Below are 20,178 nucleotides of genomic sequence, written 5' to 3'. Positions count from 1 at the left end.
TTTCCTCCTATTATTGCGCTAAGATCGCGCTGTTTGATCAACGCAAAAAAGGCCCGGCATAATTGCCGAACCCTCCGCGTTTCCTTCGTTTAATCTTCGAGCGTATATTCGTTCGTTAGCGTAAATCCGTTAACCGTAGTCGACCCCGTATTCGCCATCGTAATAACTGGTCGCGCCCTTACATCCGCTTCCGATTCGATCGCCACCGCTTGCCATGACGTATCTATCGTATACTCCGTAAGCACTTCGCTACCGGTCGGCCACGGATCATTCATGCGCAGATTAACGTCAATCAAACGCGATCCAGTCGCACCGAGCGCGAGCGTACCTGCGTATGTCGCTACGTAATACTTGCCGGGCATATCCGCAAACTCAAGCGTAATCTCTCCGCGCTTAGCATTAAACGTCCGCGCTAAGTACGCTAATGTCCGATGAAACTCCGCAGCCGATGACGTAATCTCGAACGTTAGTCCAATCGTACGTGGTCCGTAGGAAGCGCCGAAATCAACGACGCCGTCCGTATTCGCGAGCTTGACCGTGTTGTCTTCGGTTTCCGGCAAGACCGGTAAGTTACGTTCGTATAGCGCGGCTCCGTGCTCCGATAACCAAACGCCATTTACCGCTACATCGTACGCCACTATTCCTTCACCCCCATCGATTGCAGGCGGGATAGCGCGCGAGTCCGTTCGTCATAGAACGTAGCGATATCGGCTTTATCCGCGAGTGTAACTTCATCTACGCCTAGATCGATATGCTGCGTAATATTCGTAACTGACGCAGGTGCTTGCGGCGACATACGCGGGCTTGCGATCATATCGAATAGCGTCGCTTGCTGCTGCGGATTAAGGTACATCTCGTTCGCGTGCGCTATAACCGGAACAGCCGCGCCAGGTGCGCCCTTAACGATGCCGCCGTCCTTGAACGCCTGCAACACGCCAGTATCCTCGGATACTCCGTACAATTTCCGTAGCTCCTCGTTACGTGCGTTAAGCCGCGCCATCTCCGCCGTATTACCGCTCGCCTTCGCCGCTGTCCACGCGGTTTTATTCGCGTTATACTCAGCGAGGTCGGACGCCTTCTTCGACTCCGCGTTTATCCGCGTAATGCTCGCCATCTTCGCGCGATATTGCGTCAGGAATCCGTCAAGCTCCGTGAGGATCGCGTTATTCGCCGAGCCACTTGCGCTAACACGATACGCTGCGATTCCGTCCTCTATCGATTTGATATCGCCTGAGTACGCATCAAATGCCGCCGTTAATGCGTCGTACTGCGCTTCGGCTGCGGTCTTCTCCGCTTCGTACGCTTTCGTCTGCGCGTCCTTTTCGTCCTTGAGCGCGTCTTGCTGATCCGCGAGTGTACGGTCGGTTAATTCGCGGTCGTGTTCGAGTTGCATGCGCGCGATCTCTTTAAGCAGCGCATCACGTTCGTCAATGCCCGGCTGACCGACCGCTGACTGTAACTCCGCTAAGCGCGTCTGTTTCTCCGCTAATTGCGTTTCGTAATCGGCGTCAACATTAAGCTCTTTGTTGGCGTCACGTAAACGCTGAATAGCGTCAATCCGCGCGTCATAATCGGCTAACGCGGCGTCCTTACGTTCCTCGATCGCTTTAAGCTCCGCATCCTTTGCGTCCTTAATTGCGGCTTTCTGCGTCTTAACGAGGTCGGTTGCGAGATCCTGCGTCAGCTTCGTAAGGGATTTACGGAGATTGTAGAGTTGTTCGTCAGCCTGCGCATAATACGTGCTGTCCTTCGCATACTGTTCCCGTAGCTTCGTCCATTCTGCGATCTTGTACGCTGTAACGTCAGCCTCCGCCGCGCCGGAATCTTCGAGCCTACGTACTTCTTTCGCGATTAAATCCACGCGTTTATCATACGTGTCCTTTGTCTCTTTTACCGTAGCTGACGCGAGGTCCTTACGGGCTTGACGTGCGTGCTCATCCGCCTGCTTGTAGTACTCGGAATCCTTTTCGTAGCGTCCACGAACGTTTTGCCACAGGTACAGCTTTTGGTTAGCGATCTCGCGTTCCGTCTTACCTGCGTCTTCCATCCGGCGTGATTCCTGTTCGATCGCGGTCGTCGAGAATTCATAGCGCGATTGAACGGTGTCTTCCCCGAGCCGCTTAAGTTGGAGAGCTAACGTCCGCGCGTCATCTACGGACTCCTTTAAGAACGTAGCGTGTTTCTTCTTAAGCGCATCGTATTTCGCTATCTGTTGATCCGCCGTCATATCGTAAAAATCCGCTTGGAACTGGACGGTCTTTAGGTCAGCATTGTATAACTTCTCGCGTAGCTCAGCAGCGAGTTCAGCCGGAGTTTTGCCCGTCTTTTCCTTCTTTCCCTTCGCCGCTTTCGGGGCATCTGGCGTGATTATATCCTTCGTGAACGTTTGGGTTCCCGTTTCAACCTCGGCGGCCAGCTTTTCGAGATCACGAGCTGCGTCGGAATACTTCTGCTGCTCTTTAAGTGCGTCGTCTCGTTGCTTTTCAAGTTCTTTAGATGCTCCGGACCCCACCATCATCCCCAGCGCGCCATTAGTCACGATGTCCATAACGTTGCCCGATTTTTTGCGCTTGTCAGCCTCCGCCTTTGCCGCCATATCTTCCTCAAAAGTTCCTGCCTTTGTACCGGATACGGCTGCCATCGCCTTTATTAGCCGCGTGTAGTTATCAATTTGCGTCTGTATTGATTTTGCTACCGCTTCACTTTCTTTAGCGGAATTACGTATACGCGCCACGCTGTTATCGGCGGCCATGTCTGTAAAACGCTTGTCCGTCGCAATTTGGTCGATAATTACATCGATGTTACTAGCGCGAATTCTTCCGTCCTCGCCTTGTTGAGCGTTCAATTCCGGATACTGCTCGACTAACTTCTGCGTAATATCAACGAGGCGGCTTTTCTGCGATGCGTCCAGATCCTGCGCTGCGTTAAGCGTTTTAAATTCCGCAGCCATTGCGGACATTTCCTTTAGCGTCTGCTTTTTCGTAGCAAGGGCTGCATACTCCGCTTTATCCTGAGCGGATATCGCGATAACACCTTTATCTATGACCGCGTTCATTTCTCCGAGCTTCTGCGTCGCATTCTCTACGCCAGTGTAACCGAGGTCTTCGAGCTTATCGTCGAGTATACTGATTGCATCGATAATATCGGGAAGTTCCGTATACATTTCCGGAAGTGCTGTGCCTGCCTTTTGAGCCGCCTGAAGCTCGTTTAACCGCTCTTGTAGCCGCGCGCGTTCTTCGAGGACAGGCGTTAGCTCCTCCGTTTTTACCTTTAACTCTTCGACATCCGCAGCCGTGCGATCAATATCCCGCTTATTTAATACCGCATTGAGGTCGGACTGTGCCTTCGCGAGTTCCTTCGCTGAATTAGCGGCTTCTGATTGCGCTGTTGTTAGATAGGCGATCCCTCCCGCTAATGCGCCGACTGCGAGAATTGCCCACCCTACCGGACCGGCTGCTAGTTCTAACGACTTTATCGCGCCTGAGATAAGTTTAATCACGGGCGGTACTGTCGCGAGAATGGCGACCAAACCTAACACGCCAACCGAACTCGCAGCGGCAGCGGAGACAAGCGCTTTATTTTCGGTGGTAAACTCGGCGAGCGCAATGATTGTCGGAGTCAACGTTTCGAGTACGGTTTTAAACAGCGGTGTGAACGCTTGTCCGAACGCAACCGTTGCTTCGTCCGTTGCGGCAGTGAACCGCGCTTGTGTGCCGGTGAAATCTTGCATCGCTTGGTCCGCATTTCCGGTGAATATCGCGCCCTCGTTGATAAATCCGTTATACGCAGCTTGGATCTTCTGCGCATCGGTCAATCTGCCCGCCGTCGTTCCGATCGTTCGTGCGTATTCCTTTTGCATAACGGATAGATTCTTCGTAACGCCGACCGCATCAGACAGTACCGAGTTACCGTTCTTGATACCATCAAGTGACGCTTGGATAGCGCCGCCCATTGTGTAGAAGGATTGTCTATTGTAGGCTGCTGAATCCGCGAGGGAGTTAATGAGCTTTGTAGACTGCTCCAACCCTAAACCGGTTGACATGGCGGTTTTATACGCTAATACCGATTCGGTCAGAGATAAGAACCCACGCTTGGCTAAATCCTGCGCGGCCTGTTGCGCATCTTTCGTCTGAACTCCGAAGCCCTTTGCCACAGCGTTTAAACCTTGAAAAGCGTTGTACAGCTTCGTAGCTGCGTCAACCGCTTGCTTCATCTCGGAAACGAGCTTCGTAAGGGCCGCGCCTGCACCTATCCCGGCTAACGCGGAAGACATATCGCGCATGCCGTCCGCACCGCGTCTACTTTGATCTTCGAGTTCCTGTATCCGGCGCCTCGCTTCGTCTAAGTTACGCCGAAACTCCGCTATATCAAGCGTAATCCGCGCCTGAATTTCACCTACGTTTGTACCGCCTGTACTCATCTTAGCGCCCTCCTTACTGCATCCGCGATAAACTGTTTATATATCCGTTCATTCGTTCGGAGTGGTCGCGATAAGAACTTCGGACGAGTGCCAGGCGTTGTCGGATTCTTATACTCGCCCATCTCATGTACACGTAGCGCATAATTAAAGCGCGCACCAGAGGGACCCGTTTCCGTTGCGGAATAAAATACCTCACCGTATATCCGTCCGTTCTCATTCGCTACCTTCTTGCCGGCCGTCATCCGCAATGTACCGGTATCTAACGGAGCCTCATTACGCGATGCCACGAGTAAGTGGTCGGTAGCGTCGTGCAATCCGATGGTCGCTCCGTCAAGTACCCGCGTTTTCTGACGCTCTAAAAACTGACGTAGCGCCGCCGTTTCCATACGAAAATCCATCGTCCGTCACACCCTCCCCGCGCTCATCTGATCGCGTAATAGTTTAAATCCGGCCTCGTCAAACTTCGGCGTACTCTGCGTTGCGAATCCGGCTTCACGTTGCAGCCCCGTCGTAAACTTGCGGTAGTCCTCCACGTTAGTCGTATGCGACATGACATTAACATTTAGCGCGTCTAATGTTTCGCCGGCCTTACGCCGCTTATCCGCATCCAGCACGTCGAGTAAATCCATAACGTAATATCCGCGTTCGAACTCGACCTGCGTTTTACCGAGGCGTACGGCTGCGTCAATAAAAAATTCGTCTATCGTTACTCGGCGCTCGCTTCCGCTACTCCCGTCTGCAGGTTCGCGAGTTGCAGAGCGCCTTGCACGTTTTTTAAGAGGCCGCCGAAGTTGTTAACGCGCGCAACGGCGGTAAAATACTCCATCAATTCGTCCGGCGCTACGTTTGCCTCGATCCACTCCGGTTCGAATCCGGTCAATACGCTGACCACTTGAACGACGTCATTTAGCGCGTGCTCGATGAACGCGAATAAGTAAGCTACGCGGTTCTCGGCTGGCGCTGACATAACGCCCATAATCAATTCCGGTAGCATATTAACAGCGGCAAATAGTTCGCGCCATTGTCCGACCGCTACCTTCCGCACCTTTACCGTTCTGTCTCCGAGCTGGATTACGTTGGGGTCAATTACGATATTTGGCGCGGGTACTTCCGCTTTATCTGAACGCTTAAAAATCTGCATTATATTCGCTCCTTATAAAGAAATAGAGGCGCAATTAAGCGCCCCTTTCAACGTGATATTTACGGTGTTGCAGTGATTGTTTCGTCACCGAGAATCGCAATAACTCCGTCTTCATCCGGAGTTGACCGGAGTGTTACGTTTGTGATGCGCTCATTTTCGTTGTTGAACGAATAAGATAAATCCGTCTCGCTGTACGCCAGCGGAATCGTAATCCAAAAGTCCGGATCAGTCAGTTTCGCCAATGGCTTAATGACGGCTTGCTTTGCGGTGTCAATCAAGTTAAGGCCTACGCCAGTCTTAACAACAACCTTCGAACCACCTGCGCCTGTTACAACTTCCGCACCCGCCATAATCTTCGGAATAGTTGGCAGATCATACTCGCCGAACGGTACCGTCACGCTTACATTACGTCCGGTTACGCGCTTACCGACGATGGTCTCACCGGTTTGGTCCGTCTTCTGTTCGCGATAAGTAGTCTCCGTTGTGAAGACGACGCCGCCGATGGTCGTTTCGAATTTGACCGCCGTTAGTCCTGTGCCGTATTCGACTATCGCCGGGCCTACCTCGATCTTGCTAAAGTTTTGTGACATTCTCACAGATCCCCTTATGTTTATATTTGTGTACTGCGTAGCACAACAAAAAAGAGCCGCCCGATAACGGACAGCCCTGCGTTTATAGCGACGTTGTTAGCGTAAAATTCACGGAATATAGCGCTCGGTTATTCGCGTCAGGTCCGAGATACCACGGCGCCGACTGATCCGCCAGGCACTTAACGACGCGCGTAGTCCCGATCGTAAACTCCGCCTTACCGTGCAGCGCCTCGAATAATACGTTAGCTTTCGCTTCGGCATCCGCCGACTTCTTCGCTCGAATAATAACTTGAAACGACGGATACGCAACGGACGACCACTCTTTCGGAGGCGGACCGCCTGTTATTCGCACATACGCACAATCATCCGGATTATCCGCAATAAAGTCGTTGCCGACTACGGTGATCCCTGGCATTGCTACGCGCACCGCTGCGGTTAAACCCGTCAAAGTTAGCGCCATTATACGTCCACCTCCGTTATTAGCGGCTTACCGTTGAGCGCCCGTTTAACGCTGATTGCGAGTGGCGTGTACGTTATCTCCGCTAATAGTTCGTTGGTGTACGTAAGGCGATCGTCGAGCGAAATGTCTGCGAGCTTATCGAAGTAAAACGTGCCGACGCTTACGACTTCCGCGCCATGTTGATTGCGTACGAGTTTAACCGCCTCACTAAAGCGGCATTTCTGCGCGTAAGGAGTACCGTATGACGGCTCGTTATAATCCGGATCATATCCGGTAAACGGCGTAATTGTGACGGTCTGTCTCAGCGGTATTAGCGCCATTACATCGTCACCCACTTCGAGGTCTTACGTCCGAGTTTAACGCCGCCATTTTCCGCGCTAATGAGTTCGAGCGCGATGTCCGGTATCCATGCGTCAAGGCCCGTTTTCGCCCAATCCTTAAACGTAAAATTCGCGACTCCGGTCAATCCGAAGCTCGCTACGCCTTGTTGCTGCAGCGCGTTCGTATCGTTAAACGCGATCGCGAGTTCATTTGCATATTCGTATACAGCCGCGTCCGGTATCGTATATTGAGCGTATTTGTTCGTCAGCGTCCGTCCTGCCACGTTAACTATCCGTAGTTTTTTGGCGTCGTCTGCGTCCGTCCAATCCTCAATCGATATACAGTTCACGTTGATATACGCTGTTGCGTCTTCTACCGTAGTTGCCACGTAACCACCTCCCGTTATTTTGCGGAGGTATTCGCAGCCTTTCGCGGTTTAGGCGCTGGCTTAACGGGTTCCTCCGGGTCTTCTCGTTTTATCCACGTTGGGACCAGCGAGTCTAACAACGCTATCTCCTCCGCGACTTCCGTTACATATGTGCCGTCCGCGTTAAATTCAATTCCGCTAGCAACGGAGTATAATGGGCTTGCGCTGTACTTAGCCATTACTTCGCCTCCAACGCCACAATTCGCGCAGCCAATTCCGCGAGAATTCCCTGTACATTGGTCGCGGTTCCTGGTCCGATCGCCGTTGCGGTTATCGTGTTCGCCGCGTGTACGTGGTTTCCGGCGGCCGCTGTTGCTGCGGTAGCACCGAGTGCTAGTGAGGACGTCCCTGCACCAATCGCTGTACGAGCAGCTGCTGAGTCTATCGCTTTGATAACGTTACGTCCGATTGTAGTTGCATCTGTAATATTCGCAGCCGTTACAGTACTAGCGCCGCCTCCCGTACCTCCCTGCAAATCTTGGATGATATCGCCAAGCCCTAAATCATTAGCTGCGGGGCTAACGAGGTTTAGGCGCTCTTTGTCGCGGTCTGATATTGCCACTATTCGTTCACCTCCGTAAGATTAAAGGGAGCCGAAGCTCCCCGCGTTATTAAGATACTGATGTAGAGATATTCTCAAGGATTGCGATTTTTTCAGCCGCATTTTTCACCGTTACGCCGTACTCTCCACGAATCTGACGCGCTACAAAGTCAGCTCCCGGAACGGTTGCATCCATATCAAACAGACCGCGACCACTCAGCGGATTAATCGACAAGATATCACGGTCGAACAATGCGATCTTATTTTTCGGGAAGTTTGGATCGACGATGACAGTCGCAACGGAACCGCCTACGATATCGGACACGAACGTTTGAATCTTATGTCCAGTCGCGGTGTCGGTACGCTCAGTGCGGATAGTGTCCGAAGCGAATTTCGTAATCTGACGAGCACCTGCAGTATTAGTCAGAATCGTATTAACGGAACCGCCGCGTTGGTACACTTTTTCAGCGAGATCGTTCAGCATCTTCGGACTGATTTCACCGCCGTTCGCGTTCTGTTTAGCTGCACCCTTCTTATCCGCGAAGTAAAGCAATCCGCCAGTTGTACGCGGAGTTCCTGCGCCTGCGTCAATACGACGACCGTAGATCAGCCAGTCGTTTTGCTCACGTGCGATCTCTTTCAAACGAAGCTGCACCTGATAGTCGAGCTCGTTGGTAACGTTATAAGTGCGGACATTTTGCTGCGTACCAGAAACGGCAGCATAACGCTCGATAATCTGCGCGTAGTTGAAATCAACCAGACGGTCATGTCCTTCGTCAACGCCCGGTAGCGCCCCTTCAAGTTGCGGACGGGAAACGATGCGGATTTCTGCGCCATTAGCTACCGCTGCTGCGGTTGTTCCGTCATATCCACGTACTACCGTGATTACATCACCCACTACGGCTGTTACACGGAGATACTCTTCGCCGATAACTACGATTGCGTTGACGCGGAATTTCAGTCCATCGCCTTCCGCTACCGTAATCGAGGTTGCGCCAACTAGCGCCGCTGCAGCCGCTGTGGCGCGGTTAGAGTTCAGGTTATCCGACATCCATTCGTATTTCGTTTGGTATAGCGGAGTGGTTCCGATTCCGATAAGACCAAGCAACGTTGGAGCATCGTCGATAATAAGCGAAATACCTGCTTCAAGCTGGCGTACCTGATCCTGAAAGTCATAAGATTTTAACATTAATGAGTTCCCCCTTGAGTTTGGTTAAAATAAAAAGGCCTGGAATTATCCGTAGCCTTGGCTTACTTCTTGTTTAGTTTGTTTGAGATTTCGATAACCTTTGAGAAATCCTTCGCCTTTCGTGCTTCTGAGAGCTGCGCCTCAAGCGTCTTCCTCTCGTCCTCGTCCGGATTACCTCCGCCCCCGCCGCCAATAGGCTTCGGCTTTGTCTCCGCTACTAAGTATGGTTCCGCCGCAATAAGTGCCTCGACCGCTTCTTTTACGCCAATCGCGTTACCCTCGTTATCTACTGACGCGCTGCTCAAATCCGCCAGTTTCAGCGCAGCCGCTAAGCGGTCAGCCGGTACGTTCTTCTCGCGCGCCAACGCCTTAAACTCCGCATTAATCAAACGTTTATTAGCGGTTGTAATTGCGGCGGCTCCACGTTCCTCCGCTTCCTGCGCTTTTATGCGTGCGGCTTCAAGATCGGCAGTTAAGCGCTCCGCCTCCGTCAAGTCCGCTTTAGCACGTTCGGCTTCCGCCAGTTCTAGCGCGGTCAACTTCGTTTTCAATTCGTCGTAATCTGCGAATTTCTCCGCTTTCTTACGCTCACGCGCGAGCCTGTCCGCTACGATTAAGTCGAGTTCTGCCTGCGTAAACGTCTTATCCGGTGCTGGCGGTGTTGGGTCCGGATCGGGATCGCCTTCCGCAAATAGTTGAAGATTAAGCGGATATCGTGAGCGTTTAATTTCGTTTTCCATCGGTTTTCCTCCGTCCGTTTTGAGCCCGTCGGCTATCGTATGTCTGACGCAGGTTGCGTCAGTAACCGTAAAGTTTATCGCGTCAATTCACGTCTGGACGCGGAGCCTTACTGCTCCAATAGTTTCGGATCACGTATCGCAGTTACTACGTGGGCACAACATGGATGAAAAATCTCGTTACGCGGTAAGTCGCCAATATAACGGTAATTCCCCGGAGCATCCGGCGTAAGTTTAACGATCATACCTTCGTACTCGCGGCATTTATCTACCGCATTATGCTTCGAAATCACTCCGTAATAAGCACCGCGACCAACCGCCTCATTTATCGTAGACTCGCGCTGTGTCGCCGCCATCTTAGTACGCGTTAGCATCTTAACGTACGCTTCCGGAGCCCACCTGCGCGAGGCGCTATCAATAATTCCGGTATCAACCGCGCTGCCTAGCGTGCTTTTCATGCGTTGTAAAATGTCAGCGTTAAGCGTACGATTCCCGTTAATCCCGCGCGTTAAATTCGCACGCATCGAATCGGCGGTCGCTTGGCGTATGGCCAACTTAACGCGGCGATCAACGTTCTGCGTAACCGCGAGTAAATCCGCTTGTGTATCCGCAACGGCCGACGCGACGAACTCGCGATTAATCCGGTTAAACTTAACGATCTTCTGCGCATCTTCTAACGTTTCCGCCGCGCCTAGCTGTACGATTGCCAGCGCCACGCCGTCCGTAGCCGCCAGCGGAATATGCTTCGCGACCCATTCGGCGGACTCGGCGTTGAGAGAACGCAAAATAGCCGCAACCTCGGCGAGTGCGGCGCGTGAATTAGCGCGGGATAAATCCGTTAAGTCTAAACGTGAGAGCTCCGAGGAGATTGCGAGTATGGCGGATTTATATGCGCGGACGAGGACGGCGACTTCGTAATCGTACGTTGGCGGCGTGATCATGCTGCGAGCACCTCCGTAGTGGGCTCGGTAGAAGCTTCCCGCAGAATATCCTCAAACTGACTGACGAGTTCCTCATTTCCGGTCTCAACTAATGCTGGGTAGTAATGGCTAACGTGTCTAAGTTCTAAGTTAGGAATCTCATGTGCGATTTCCTCTCCGCGCAAATACACCACAATGAGTTTGTTACAATGCGGTAAATACTTCTCTATAGACGATGAACAAAATACCGTCCAAGAAGATAGCTTCGCGTCAATGAATGTCCTCCGTGACTCGTCCCAAAAATCCGGCATTATACTGCCGCCACATAGCCTCTTCTGGTACTTGTATCCCATATTCAAAGCTTCGAATGCTTCGTTAAGCTTTCGTTCGAACTTCTTTCCGAGGTAAGACCCAAACTTCATCTCGCATATATGGTCTTGTATCTTCTCACCAATTTCCGCCAAAGCATTCTCGTAGCTTCCAAAACACCTAACAGCGACCGGATGAATAGATGGAAACCTGGCGTGTACATTTGTTATATTGAGTGGCTGCCCCTCGTCACGCATCTCCCTAAGCACCGCAAGAAGATCATCGCCGCTCCACTCACGTACTTGCTTTCGGATAGTAGTAACATCAATCCCAAGGTCATCGCATAGTGCATCATAAGTCCCATAATGCTTTCTTATCGCGTGGTCCAGTGATCTATATTGCCGCGACAGGTCGTTTACAGACGAAACGGAGCCCCTAATTCGTAAGAACTCCGTCCGGATCATCTGCTTATTCCAGTAAGTTAGCGGCTTAACGCTTATTGGATCGATTCCCGCAGCAAGCAGTGCCGCGTCTGTGCCTCCAAAATGTGTCGCAATAGCTCCTCGAAGAGGTGTGTCATCCTTGCGTATCTCACTACTTGTCACACCAAGACCCGCGTCTCTTCGCGCAAGGATCGCCGCTACTACCTTCTCCTTGCTCCACTTGCTGGCTTTTCCCGCCACGTCCGCAGTCCCCCTAACTATTAAAAACAGAAGCGTCTACTGTACCGGTCGCCTTCTGCTCGTCTTCGTCAATCCTGCTGACTACCTCTACGGCTTGGGCGTCTGACATAGAGTCCAATCGTTTAACCGCGCTGAGCACGTCGATCGTAGGCTTTCCCCCTGTGCGTATCTGATAGACCTCAGCTTCCTCTTTGGGATCGGACGGAATCCCGTCTCTCCACTCGATCTTCGGGTAAACAGGATCGTACTTTACGAAGCCGGCAACGTCTTTATTAGCGTAGTTTTCGAGCTGCATCGCGGTCCATATTGCGTCACGTAAAGCACGGTCAACGTGCGCGCGGATACGATTAACCTTCGCCAGAATCGGCATAAAGCGCGCTTTAATTGCGCCGCTATCCGTATGAGACGTGCCGGTTCCGCCCTTATCTGAGGCAAGCGTTGTTCCGAATAACCATTGCGGCGTTTCCGACATTTGGTACACGAGTCCGAGTAGTACGTCTAGTTCCGTAAAAGCGGAGGTTAGCTGTCCTTCCCACGTCATATAACCGGGAGTCGCGTCTTCCTTGGCAACCGGTATATAACGTCCGCCTCCGCGGAGTGTTCCCGCATTATCTTCGCCGTCATCTCCGATGTCTTCCGGTCCATACATCCACGGGTCGCTGTGCTTCCAAAGAATATAATCAATCTGTACTAATCGCTCGTTAATCGCACTCAGTACACTTTCTAGCTTCTCAACTCCGTTAATGCCTTCCCAACGGTCGTCAACGCTTTTATACGGAATATGATGCACGAGTAATCGGTCAGTTCCGGTAGGCTCTATGTCTTCCTCGCGTCCTGTCGCAATTTTATCGCCGATTAAATACGTTGATATTGGTACGCCCCATTCGCTATTAACGCCAGCCTCCGAAAGCTCATAGCGCTCATGTACGATATAGCCTGGTATATGGCGCTCGACTACGAGATACGGTACATATGACGCAGCTTTACCGTAGAGCCAACGGACAATTTTTCCGCCTGGTTCCTCAACCCAATCGACCCACGCGATATTAATCGCCTTAAACTTCTTCCGCGAGCCGGTCGATAATTCCGGAAATACAATATCCGCGCGCACAGATTCTATAATCGGTTCGAGTATGGGCTTCGGCGGTACTAATCCGAGTGCCTCCGTTTCACTGACGTCGGCTCGCGCGTCATAATACGTCTTAATAAACGAATCGCCCCGATAGCCCGCGCCGATTACCATTTCGTGAACCATCTGCGTCAAGTCGTTTTCTTCAACGATCGAGTCAAGGCGCTCCTGCTCGCGTGTGCCTGCGCCTGTTCCCGCTTCATATGTCGGCGGCTCACCGGTCAGCAAATCCGCCGGCTTCGTCAGCAAAATATCCATCAAGTTAACCGCAATGAACAGCGTTTTAAGCTGCGCGGCATGCGGCGTATCTTTTAGTAGAGACGAGGCTCGATCGTAGATTTCCGGATGGCGTCCGTCGAATATTGTCTTGCCGCGTTTATAGTTGGCGAGGCGCGGTACGTGTGCAGGTGGTGGGTAATAAGCGCCGGGTTCGAATAGCTTCGATATGTTAATCGTCCTCCTTTCGTTTACATTCCGGATGGTTTATTGCGTATCTTCTTGCGTCCTGTTTTCGCGATGCTGACCGCCATTTCCAAAGCGTCCGGGAGGTCGTCATGCGTTCCTGTCGGATACATTTCGAATTGCTCAAGTAAAAGCGCGTGCTTCCGTGAGAATTGGATTTCTCCGCTTTCAACCGCCGGCATTAACGCCTCAATCCGCAGCCCCTTACGCGAACGTTGGTATATTTCCTTGACGCGAGTTTGCGCCGGATACCCCGCAGTCTTAAGCGCGGTCTTAAGTTGCGTTACGAAGAACTCCTGCGCCGCCTGCGCTTCCGCTGCGATTGCGTTCGGTTGAAACCGTAGCGCCTTCTCGACGATGGCACGCAAAAAAGCGTCCGGCTTTATCCGTTCGCCGAACGCGTCAATTACGTATTTTGTTCCGGTCTTTTTGTGGCGTGCGATCGTCACAATGGAGCTATAGTCACCGCGCGTTTTACCCATAGCGAAGTCAACGCCCATGTATATATCGTATAGTGCATCGGCCGGTCGCGGATACTGTGATAGCGCGTCTTTTAACTGTCCGCCATCCCAATACGTGAATGACTCCGGATTGAATATCATCGACTCTTCATCAATCGGATTGTTCATGTACTCCGTATTAAACGCCTTACTCCCGTTATTCCATTTCCACGTCATGAGCGTCCATATTGGCTGTGCTTCCGGCCACAATACGACGGCTCCACGATCCATTTCGGCTCGATTCAATTCGTACAGTGCTTGCGCATCCTTGACGCGCTGCTCTTTTGGTAAATCCGGATCTTTGTATACGAGTCGGCACGCTTCCCATAAGTCCATACGCTCCGGCCAGGTCTTAATAGCACGATATACGCGGCTCTTAAAGTCTGAGCGGTTATATAGCACGTCAACAAGTAGCGCTTCGTGGTGCACCGTTGTTCCCATGTAAATAAACGCTGTCTTCTTTCCGCGGGGATCTCCAAGAGGTACCACCGTTTGCGCGAACCAGTCCTTGAGCTTACGCCTGAGTTCCGGAGTAGCCGCGTTAGATTTAATGTCTTCAAGGTCATCGCAGATAATTAAGTCCGGGCGTACTCCATTCCAGTTTCGTCCACGTAACGCCTGTCCCGTTGATGCCGCTTCGACTTTCGTGAGTAGCTTTTTTGTTCCGTCTTCGCGCGGTTCCCATGCAATAAACTCCGAGCTGTTATCTTTCGGATTCTCCTGCTGCTTCGGTGATAATAACGGTCCGAAGTCCGCCCGTAGCTTCGCGTTACTCTTTAATTGCGCGGCGATCCAATCGAGGTTAGCGCTGGATACTGCCGGCGTCTCAGATATGATGATTTCGTATTTACGTTTGCGGTAAACTATCTCGCGACAAGGTTCCGCCTTCGATAAATACGTTGATTTAGCGTGAGAACGGGGCGCTGCGACCGCTACCTTATCGTTAAGGTTAACGTTAGATATATCGTCGATTATCTCGGCGATTTCACGGTGAAAATCGGGCGCTTCCGATATGTCTACGATATCGAATCCGTCCCAATTACCATCATTTCCGGGATTGCGCGCTTCCGAGAAATACTCTAATGAAAATTCGAGTAGATCGCGTTCGCATCGATTAATACGCTCTAAGCGCTCAAGTTCCGCGACCTGTTCGTCGATTAAGCGCTGATCTTCTTCCGAAAGAGACGCGATATCTACGCCAGCCAACGAATCAATGAGTCCGTTAATGCCGCTGATTACTGCGTTACGTGCGTCTCGTCCGTTCCATTTACCGTCAATCCATGCGATAGATATCGCCTCCCTTCCGTTTAAGCGTAAATTACCGTTGAATTAGCGCTTGAACTACGTGACCCTTCCGCTTATACTCGGAAAGAGGTAGGCGCGCTAATTCGACGGTGATTTAACGGTGAAATTACGTGAGGCTGCGTTGATGCTCCGAAACCCAAACGTTATTTTTGATACGCGGATTTATGTAGCACCAGAATTCACTTTATCGCTCTGGGGCGTTGGGGCTTTACAGCACTAAAGCGTCGAAGTAAATAAAAAAGATTAAATTATGCAGCCTTTATGCAAGACATGTGCACAAAATACGTATATGATGCAGATGTCAACGCCGCCAACCCGCACCACTACGCGGTTCGTACGCAGTGCATAAACGCCCCGTATGCAACGTATATACATTTACCAGTACCCACGCGCAATAAACGCTGTAACCACGCGGCTTAACGCCATTTACCGCAGTGCCCCGTTTCCAGTTTATGCAGCGTTAATTGAGCGCACATTCCTCCGTTTATACAACGCTTATGCAACGTTTAATTCGCTGTACTACGGTGAAGTCCGAAAGTTTCCGGAGGGTACGCGTCAGGCGACCCGTGCAGACTAAATAGGCGCATCCGAACGAATCCGAAACGTAGCTATTCGCGTTCCTTCATTATATAGCGCAATTACTCGCCGCCTTCGGATTCATCCACCTTACGCTGTCTCAACGCCTCAATACGCTGTCTTAGCGCATCTACGTCAGTCCCACCGTCTATCTTCGTGTCCACCTCGACCTTATCCGTAAGCATACCGCTAATCTGTAGCGCTAACTTCGCCATAGCCGCGTTACCATCGCGTATAGCAATCGTACTCAACGAGTCGACCAACTCCGGTAACTTAGCGCTGTTATCACGTATGATCGCACGCTTAAACTCCGCCTCGAACGTTGCATCCTTGCGCCAGTTCTCAAGCGTACGCGCTGTTACCCCGCATAATGACGCTATCTCTTCGTATGTCTTACCGCCTTTACGTGGCTTCGCTAACCATTCGATCGCAAGCGTCTGTTCTGACGTTAATTGTTTCGCTATAATGTCCGCCTCCTCTCCGTGTATTAGCGCTTCTTAACGCTACCCTAACGTTTATACTTCCGCGCTATTAGGACGCATAAAAGAACGCTGCTCATACGCTCGGGCAAAGCGTAAGAACAGCGCTATGTATTACGGTTGATCTGCGAGCTCATATCGCTCAATAGCGTAACATCTACCTAACCACATCCGCCAGGTAACCGCGTACCACTTACCGTCTTCTCCGTATGTTGTACGATACATAAGCGGTAATAACTGCTTAACGTACCATAGCGCTTTGTCAACGCTCATATTAACGTTATCCCTCCGCTCATTATCCGAATCTAAGTAACGCAGATAACCCGATAACTAACGGTAGCCATAACGCATGAATGACTACGCGTATCCATAGCGGACAATCTAGCGCATAAGGATGAAAACACAATCCGACTAGTAAATACGCAATTACGATTAATGACGTGATTAACATTACGATATCCCTCCGCTATACTAACGTAGTTACTTAGCGTTCGCTTAGCGCTTAACTGCGCTTTAACATCCGCGCTATTCTTTGTGTTGTCTACATGAGATACTTCGATGAATAGGCTTCATGTATCTATCAGACAAAGGTTTAGGTCAAGTGCTGATTCAGCCAAAGTTCGGCTAAATCCCTTGTCGCTGGCGCGCCTTCGGAACATGTTATTTAACTGCGCTCAAGCTTTTATTAAAGATCGGCGAGGTTAGGTAATAGTTACACAAGGCACGGTTTCGGCCGCAGTGTCGGAGCGTTCTTCTCCGAAAGTGAACTCCGCAGTATATGGAACGAACGCTTAAATGCGCATGTTCGCGTTTTTACCGATAGTTTCCGTTTCCTAACGTAGTCTGTGCGCTAATCTCCGTACAAGATTAAAGATATAATTTCACGCACCAAACGCCGCCAAGCCTCACCACTACGCGGCGGAACGGCATTTTAGCGTGTACGAATAACGTTACCTTTTTCGCGTATTTGTACGAATAAGGCTACCTTTTTGCGTTGTAGTTGACGTTAAACATCGCGATTAGCGTATCGTCCGGCTCCGTATCCTTCCGGTAAAACACATTCGGATTGAACACGTATTTAGTTACGTCCTTACCAATCTTCAAGCGCGCGATAACGTACTCGTCTCCGAATTTCAAACGTGATAAACGGCCGCTCAGCGTCTTCTCATGGACGCCGATCGCATCCGCTAATTCCTTACCGTTGAACCAGCGTATCTCGCGCGCATCCTTCTCGAACGGATTCGCACATAGCGCGTTCGTTCCGTAGTGGACAAACGCCAGCATGCGGTAAATAAGGCCGAGATCCGCCGCGTTAACCTCGCGATAAATTTCCCGTACTTTAGCGGTATATGAGCGGATAACCGCGCGGTTCTGCGTAGCGCCGCGGAAGTGATAGCGCGGATTAACGCTGTAGCTTTCGTCCTCATTGCGTAGGATAATCGCGTGCTCAACGCATTGCGCCAGGAAGTCGTAGAACGTCTGCCGCTTACGTGTCAATTTCAACGCGCTGAGCATGTCCGCGGTCGACATCGGTTGCTTGCGGCCTTTTAGTAGCCGCCCATCCGTATAGTCGACGTAACACTGCAGAACGAGCAAATAACCGCATTGCGCGGTTGTGAGTACGGATATAACTTCGTGTGCTGCCTCCATCGCAAAGAACGTAAAATCGCGTTGGCGGCCTTTATATTCCTCGCGTGCTTGGTGCGCATCAGACCGCGCTATACTAACGACTCTATGCGTATCGGCTGGCGCGTAGATTAACGCCTCGCCTGTATCCGGATCAAATGCGGTTCCTGTGCCAGTAAATGCGATGTGTTCTGCGGTGTACATTTGCGCGGTGCTCACTCGCTCACCTCTTTCCGCGTAGCTTTAAATAGCTTCGTAGGATCGATCGGTACGATGGATTGGAATCCGTTTGCGTGCGTTACAATGCGGTGATTATCGCGCAGGTCAATCGATCCGGCCGCCTCAAGACGCTGTTCATACGTTAGTCCGCGCTCATTCTGCGCAGCTTCTAAATCCCGCAACGCCTGCGTAGCTTTCTTAGCCTCGCGCTGGATCGCTTTAAGTCCGCGGATTGTTTCCGCGATATCGACTACGTTAACCTTAACGCTTAATTCAGCGATATTATCGCTCATTTACAACGCCTCCTATTCGATTAACTACGAAAAACGCGCAAAAAGACCGCCTGAGACAGCGCGATCTAAGAACGAAAAATCCTTCATAGGATTACATATATCCCGATAAGAAACCCGATAAAAAGCAACTTTTTAAACAGCTAATTTTCGTAATAATCGGGTTATTTTATCCTTAATCCCTCGATATTCTGACTCGATTTCTACCAACCTCCTCACCATTCTTTTTCTCTCACGCTGCTCCCTCCACATCTCCGCCCTTTCCTCATCGGTGCGCTCGGATATTTCCGCTAAATACTCCAAGTATCTCCGAGTAAGGTATCCCCTACGGTTAATTTTTCTACGCGGCGGTCTCCTTATGTGTCGCTCATCTATATCCTTAATGGCCGCATCAAGGTCGTTCTTTTCACGCATAAGCTCGTCTATCTCGAAATACGCCTCGTCAATCTCCTCGCTGACCAACGGATTAGCCGTGCGTTGCTCGAACTTTTTCGCTCGATTATACTTGCCGTTAAATGTAGTGATCGCGTAAGTCTCGTATATTTCTCGCGCATACGGATCACTTACGAAATAGAGCGTAACACTGGCGATCTCATGTGCGAAGGGAGAAGACGTTAGATGTTTGCGCAGTCTGTCCGGAAGTGTCTTCGACTGACCGACGTATAAGCACTCGCCGAGCCCGTCATAGAACACGTATACTCCTCCCGGACGAAACCGCAGCGCTTCGAGGACACTCCCGACGTCCGCAATAGGAATCGTCAGGGTGTCGGTAGGCATCGTGATTGCTACTGCCATCCTCTAGCCTCCCTTTCTGCCTGAGACATCACATAGGTGACTACGGGCTTCTCAGCGATGAAGTCTGCGTACGCCCCGCGCTGCTCTCTTACTCGCGAAGTAGTCGCCTCGTCCATAAAGATATTTTCCTTATTCGAGCGCTCCCTGCGGATAGGTTCAGCGTAGCTCCTTCCGTCCGTTCCGATAGAATACGCCTGCCCAAACGCTACCTCTCGCGCGGAGACGCCTTCGCGCTTGCCTTGGTGCTTTCCTTCGCGCCTTCGGGCGAGTTGAATCTCGCTCATAATCGGATACTCGTTATGCTGCGATTTATACGGATTCTCGTCCGCAATCTCATCGTAAAGGATTACGTTAGCTATACGCTCAAGAAGCGCGGCATCCGTCAATACGACCGCAGGACCCTCGCCAGTACCTCCGCGCTCTCGGTATCTACTCATAGCCGCGTCATTAAACTCCGCGTGTTCCCTCACGTAAGTGTCCGTAACAACACGAGCCGCATCTCCGCGTTCATCTCTTTTACGCAGGTCAAACGTACGCCCTCCGTAAATAAACGGTATCGGTGGCGCGCCTTCCGCTTTAAACGATGACCACATCGTGGACTCCATCGTAGAGACAGCCGTTGCGAAATCTTCCCGATAGGTTTTCGTCATTAAGCCGCCTCCCCTTCGTAGTCTTCGTCCTCTAGCAGGTAGCCTACGCAAACCTCGCCATATTCCCATTTGCGGTAGACGGCCGCTATTTTTTCGCACGCCACCTCGTAAGCTTTTGTAATTGCCTGGCGAGTTACATGCATGATCTCGGCCGTCTGTTGCTGCGTCATATCTGCTCCGGATATCCACGCAACTACTTCTGCCTGAACTTCCGAGAGCCCCGCCGAATTAATAGCGCTACTCAAGTCGACCAACATATCTACGGCGTTATAGTCGCCAGATTGAAAACGTGCGCTACTTATATGATGGCGATCGCGAAGTAGTTTTTTAACGCCATCCGCCGAGTTCAATGCGTATTTAACTTCGTACATGCGTGCGCCTTTGTCTACGTCAATTTTTACTGATCCGA

26 protein-coding genes are annotated in these 20,178 nt (G+C 51.2%); 1 reads left to right on the top strand and 25 read right to left on the bottom strand.

What is annotated here, in order from left to right; genetic code table 11:
• Positions 1-89: 89 nt before the first annotated feature.
• The 14 genes from NYE58_RS06460 to NYE58_RS06395 form a co-directional block, all read right to left on the bottom strand.
• Positions 90-638, bottom strand: coding sequence for a phage tail domain-containing protein (locus NYE58_RS06460; RefSeq protein ID WP_341001387.1), 549 nt, complete (start codon positions 636-638; stop codon positions 90-92).
• Complete coding sequence (locus tag NYE58_RS06455) at positions 638-4,420, bottom strand: hypothetical protein (protein ID WP_341001386.1); 3,783 nt, start codon at positions 4,418-4,420, stop codon at positions 638-640. Before NYE58_RS06455 ends, NYE58_RS06460 begins: the two co-directional genes overlap by 1 nt.
• Positions 4,417-4,818, bottom strand: coding sequence for a hypothetical protein (locus NYE58_RS06450; RefSeq protein ID WP_341001385.1), 402 nt, complete (start codon positions 4,816-4,818; stop codon positions 4,417-4,419). Before NYE58_RS06450 ends, NYE58_RS06455 begins: the two co-directional genes overlap by 4 nt.
• A gap of 6 nt (positions 4,819-4,824) precedes the next feature.
• Entirely contained in the window at positions 4,825-5,049 is a 225-nt protein-coding gene (locus NYE58_RS06445; protein WP_339811113.1) for a hypothetical protein, read from the bottom strand.
• Positions 5,050-5,126: 77 nt separating this feature from the next.
• On the bottom strand, positions 5,127-5,561 hold the full coding sequence (locus NYE58_RS06440; RefSeq protein WP_036679098.1) for a hypothetical protein: 435 nt from the start codon (positions 5,559-5,561) through the stop codon (positions 5,127-5,129).
• Positions 5,562-5,620: 59 nt separating this feature from the next.
• A complete protein-coding gene (locus tag NYE58_RS06435; RefSeq protein WP_076141597.1) occupies positions 5,621-6,151 on the bottom strand; it encodes a hypothetical protein in 531 nt (176 codons plus the stop codon).
• A gap of 82 nt (positions 6,152-6,233) precedes the next feature.
• Complete coding sequence (locus NYE58_RS06430; protein WP_341001382.1) at positions 6,234-6,611, bottom strand: minor capsid protein; 378 nt, start codon at positions 6,609-6,611, stop codon at positions 6,234-6,236.
• Positions 6,611-6,931, bottom strand: a complete 321-nt coding sequence (locus NYE58_RS06425; RefSeq protein WP_341001380.1) for a hypothetical protein — start codon at positions 6,929-6,931, stop codon at positions 6,611-6,613. The genes NYE58_RS06430 and NYE58_RS06425 overlap by 1 nt, the downstream gene beginning before the upstream one ends.
• Positions 6,931-7,320: a hypothetical protein gene (locus NYE58_RS06420; RefSeq protein WP_341001378.1), complete on the bottom strand. Its 390-nt coding sequence runs from the start codon at positions 7,318-7,320 to the stop codon at positions 6,931-6,933. Before NYE58_RS06420 ends, NYE58_RS06425 begins: the two co-directional genes overlap by 1 nt.
• A gap of 14 nt (positions 7,321-7,334) precedes the next feature.
• On the bottom strand, positions 7,335-7,538 hold the full coding sequence (locus NYE58_RS06415) for a hypothetical protein (protein ID WP_341001375.1): 204 nt from the start codon (positions 7,536-7,538) through the stop codon (positions 7,335-7,337).
• Entirely contained in the window at positions 7,538-7,921 is a 384-nt protein-coding gene (locus tag NYE58_RS06410) for a hypothetical protein (protein ID WP_341001373.1), read from the bottom strand. The genes NYE58_RS06415 and NYE58_RS06410 overlap by 1 nt, the downstream gene beginning before the upstream one ends.
• 49 nt (positions 7,922-7,970) lie before the next feature.
• Positions 7,971-9,089 carry an SU10 major capsid protein gene (locus tag NYE58_RS06405; RefSeq protein WP_341001371.1) on the bottom strand — a complete coding sequence of 373 codons (1,119 nt, stop codon included), beginning with the start codon at positions 9,087-9,089 and terminating at the stop codon, positions 7,971-7,973.
• 62 nt (positions 9,090-9,151) lie between these two features.
• Positions 9,152-9,829: a phage scaffolding protein gene (locus tag NYE58_RS06400; protein ID WP_341001369.1), complete on the bottom strand. Its 678-nt coding sequence runs from the start codon at positions 9,827-9,829 to the stop codon at positions 9,152-9,154.
• Between the two features lie 107 nt (positions 9,830-9,936).
• Entirely contained in the window at positions 9,937-10,542 is a 606-nt protein-coding gene (locus NYE58_RS06395; RefSeq protein ID WP_341001367.1) for a phage minor capsid protein, read from the bottom strand.
• Between the two features lie 55 nt (positions 10,543-10,597).
• Here NYE58_RS06395 and NYE58_RS06390 point away from each other — a divergent pair, with 55 nt between their 5' ends.
• Entirely contained in the window at positions 10,598-10,744 is a 147-nt protein-coding gene (locus NYE58_RS06390; RefSeq protein ID WP_341001365.1) for a hypothetical protein, read from the top strand.
• 19 nt (positions 10,745-10,763) lie between these two features.
• Here NYE58_RS06390 and NYE58_RS06385 read toward each other — a convergent pair whose 3' ends face one another.
• The 11 genes from NYE58_RS06385 to NYE58_RS06335 all read right to left on the bottom strand — a co-directional run bounded on the left by NYE58_RS06385 (position 10,764) and on the right by NYE58_RS06335 (position 20,140).
• Complete coding sequence (locus tag NYE58_RS06385) at positions 10,764-11,738, bottom strand: hypothetical protein (RefSeq protein ID WP_341001364.1); 975 nt, start codon at positions 11,736-11,738, stop codon at positions 10,764-10,766.
• A 13-nt stretch (positions 11,739-11,751) separates the two neighbouring features.
• Positions 11,752-13,125 (bottom strand): portal protein, encoded by a 1,374-nt coding sequence (locus NYE58_RS06380; RefSeq protein ID WP_341001363.1) that lies wholly within the window; start codon positions 13,123-13,125, stop codon positions 11,752-11,754.
• A gap of 209 nt (positions 13,126-13,334) precedes the next feature.
• On the bottom strand, positions 13,335-15,035 hold the full coding sequence (gene terL, locus NYE58_RS06375) for a phage terminase large subunit (RefSeq protein WP_341001362.1): 1,701 nt from the start codon (positions 15,033-15,035) through the stop codon (positions 13,335-13,337).
• A 737-nt stretch (positions 15,036-15,772) separates the two neighbouring features.
• Entirely contained in the window at positions 15,773-16,174 is a 402-nt protein-coding gene (locus tag NYE58_RS06370; protein ID WP_076179444.1) for a phBC6A51 family helix-turn-helix protein, read from the bottom strand.
• Between the two features lie 129 nt (positions 16,175-16,303).
• Entirely contained in the window at positions 16,304-16,462 is a 159-nt protein-coding gene (locus NYE58_RS06365; RefSeq protein WP_341001360.1) for a hypothetical protein, read from the bottom strand.
• Between the two features lie 22 nt (positions 16,463-16,484).
• Complete coding sequence (locus NYE58_RS06360; RefSeq protein ID WP_341001358.1) at positions 16,485-16,640, bottom strand: hypothetical protein; 156 nt, start codon at positions 16,638-16,640, stop codon at positions 16,485-16,487.
• A gap of 530 nt (positions 16,641-17,170) precedes the next feature.
• A complete protein-coding gene (locus NYE58_RS06355; RefSeq protein WP_341001356.1) occupies positions 17,171-18,034 on the bottom strand; it encodes a hypothetical protein in 864 nt (287 codons plus the stop codon).
• Positions 18,031-18,327 (bottom strand): hypothetical protein, encoded by a 297-nt coding sequence (locus NYE58_RS06350; RefSeq protein WP_341001354.1) that lies wholly within the window; start codon positions 18,325-18,327, stop codon positions 18,031-18,033. The genes NYE58_RS06355 and NYE58_RS06350 overlap by 4 nt, the downstream gene beginning before the upstream one ends.
• Positions 18,328-18,459: 132 nt before the next feature.
• A complete protein-coding gene (locus NYE58_RS06345; protein WP_341001352.1) occupies positions 18,460-19,119 on the bottom strand; it encodes a GIY-YIG nuclease family protein in 660 nt (219 codons plus the stop codon).
• The gene (locus tag NYE58_RS06340; protein WP_341001351.1) at positions 19,110-19,769 is read right to left on the bottom strand and encodes a hypothetical protein; all 660 of its coding nucleotides are present in this window, start codon (positions 19,767-19,769) and stop codon (positions 19,110-19,112) included. The genes NYE58_RS06345 and NYE58_RS06340 overlap by 10 nt, the downstream gene beginning before the upstream one ends.
• Positions 19,769-20,140 carry an RNA polymerase subunit sigma gene (locus NYE58_RS06335; RefSeq protein ID WP_341001350.1) on the bottom strand — a complete coding sequence of 124 codons (372 nt, stop codon included), beginning with the start codon at positions 20,138-20,140 and terminating at the stop codon, positions 19,769-19,771. Before NYE58_RS06335 ends, NYE58_RS06340 begins: the two co-directional genes overlap by 1 nt.
• Positions 20,141-20,178 lie beyond the last annotated feature (38 nt).

It is taken from the genome of Paenibacillus sp. FSL L8-0708 (assembly GCF_038009325.1).
Lineage (GTDB): Bacteria > Bacillota > Bacilli > Paenibacillales > Paenibacillaceae > Paenibacillus_AQ > Paenibacillus_AQ odorifer.
This window is presented reverse-complemented; position numbering and strand designations above follow the sequence as displayed.

Coding starts and splice junctions, on each gene's coding strand:
- NYE58_RS06450 (WP_341001385.1), bottom strand. CDS start 4,818: ATGGATTTTCGTATGGAAACGGCGGCGCTACGTCAGTTTTTAGAGCGT.
- NYE58_RS06335 (WP_341001350.1), bottom strand. CDS start 20,140: ATGTACGAAGTTAAATACGCATTGAACTCGGCGGATGGCGTTAAAAAA.
- NYE58_RS06415 (WP_341001375.1), bottom strand. CDS start 7,538: ATGGCTAAGTACAGCGCAAGCCCATTATACTCCGTTGCTAGCGGAATT.
- NYE58_RS06360 (WP_341001358.1), bottom strand. CDS start 16,640: ATGTTAATCACGTCATTAATCGTAATTGCGTATTTACTAGTCGGATTG.
- NYE58_RS06455 (WP_341001386.1), bottom strand. CDS start 4,420: ATGAGTACAGGCGGTACAAACGTAGGTGAAATTCAGGCGCGGATTACG.
- NYE58_RS06365 (WP_341001360.1), bottom strand. CDS start 16,462: ATGAGCGTTGACAAAGCGCTATGGTACGTTAAGCAGTTATTACCGCTT.
- NYE58_RS06445 (WP_339811113.1), bottom strand. CDS start 5,049: ATGGATTTACTCGACGTGCTGGATGCGGATAAGCGGCGTAAGGCCGGC.
- NYE58_RS06435 (WP_076141597.1), bottom strand. CDS start 6,151: ATGTCACAAAACTTTAGCAAGATCGAGGTAGGCCCGGCGATAGTCGAA.
- NYE58_RS06350 (WP_341001354.1), bottom strand. CDS start 18,327: ATGAGCGATAATATCGCTGAATTAAGCGTTAAGGTTAACGTAGTCGAT.
- NYE58_RS06340 (WP_341001351.1), bottom strand. CDS start 19,769: ATGACGAAAACCTATCGGGAAGATTTCGCAACGGCTGTCTCTACGATG.
- NYE58_RS06380 (WP_341001363.1), bottom strand. CDS start 13,125: ATGGATATTTTGCTGACGAAGCCGGCGGATTTGCTGACCGGTGAGCCG.
- NYE58_RS06400 (WP_341001369.1), bottom strand. CDS start 9,829: ATGGAAAACGAAATTAAACGCTCACGATATCCGCTTAATCTTCAACTA.
- NYE58_RS06405 (WP_341001371.1), bottom strand. CDS start 9,089: ATGTTAAAATCTTATGACTTTCAGGATCAGGTACGCCAGCTTGAAGCA.
- NYE58_RS06345 (WP_341001352.1), bottom strand. CDS start 19,119: ATGGCAGTAGCAATCACGATGCCTACCGACACCCTGACGATTCCTATT.
- NYE58_RS06430 (WP_341001382.1), bottom strand. CDS start 6,611: ATGGCGCTAACTTTGACGGGTTTAACCGCAGCGGTGCGCGTAGCAATG.
- NYE58_RS06425 (WP_341001380.1), bottom strand. CDS start 6,931: ATGGCGCTAATACCGCTGAGACAGACCGTCACAATTACGCCGTTTACC.
- NYE58_RS06440 (WP_036679098.1), bottom strand. CDS start 5,561: ATGCAGATTTTTAAGCGTTCAGATAAAGCGGAAGTACCCGCGCCAAAT.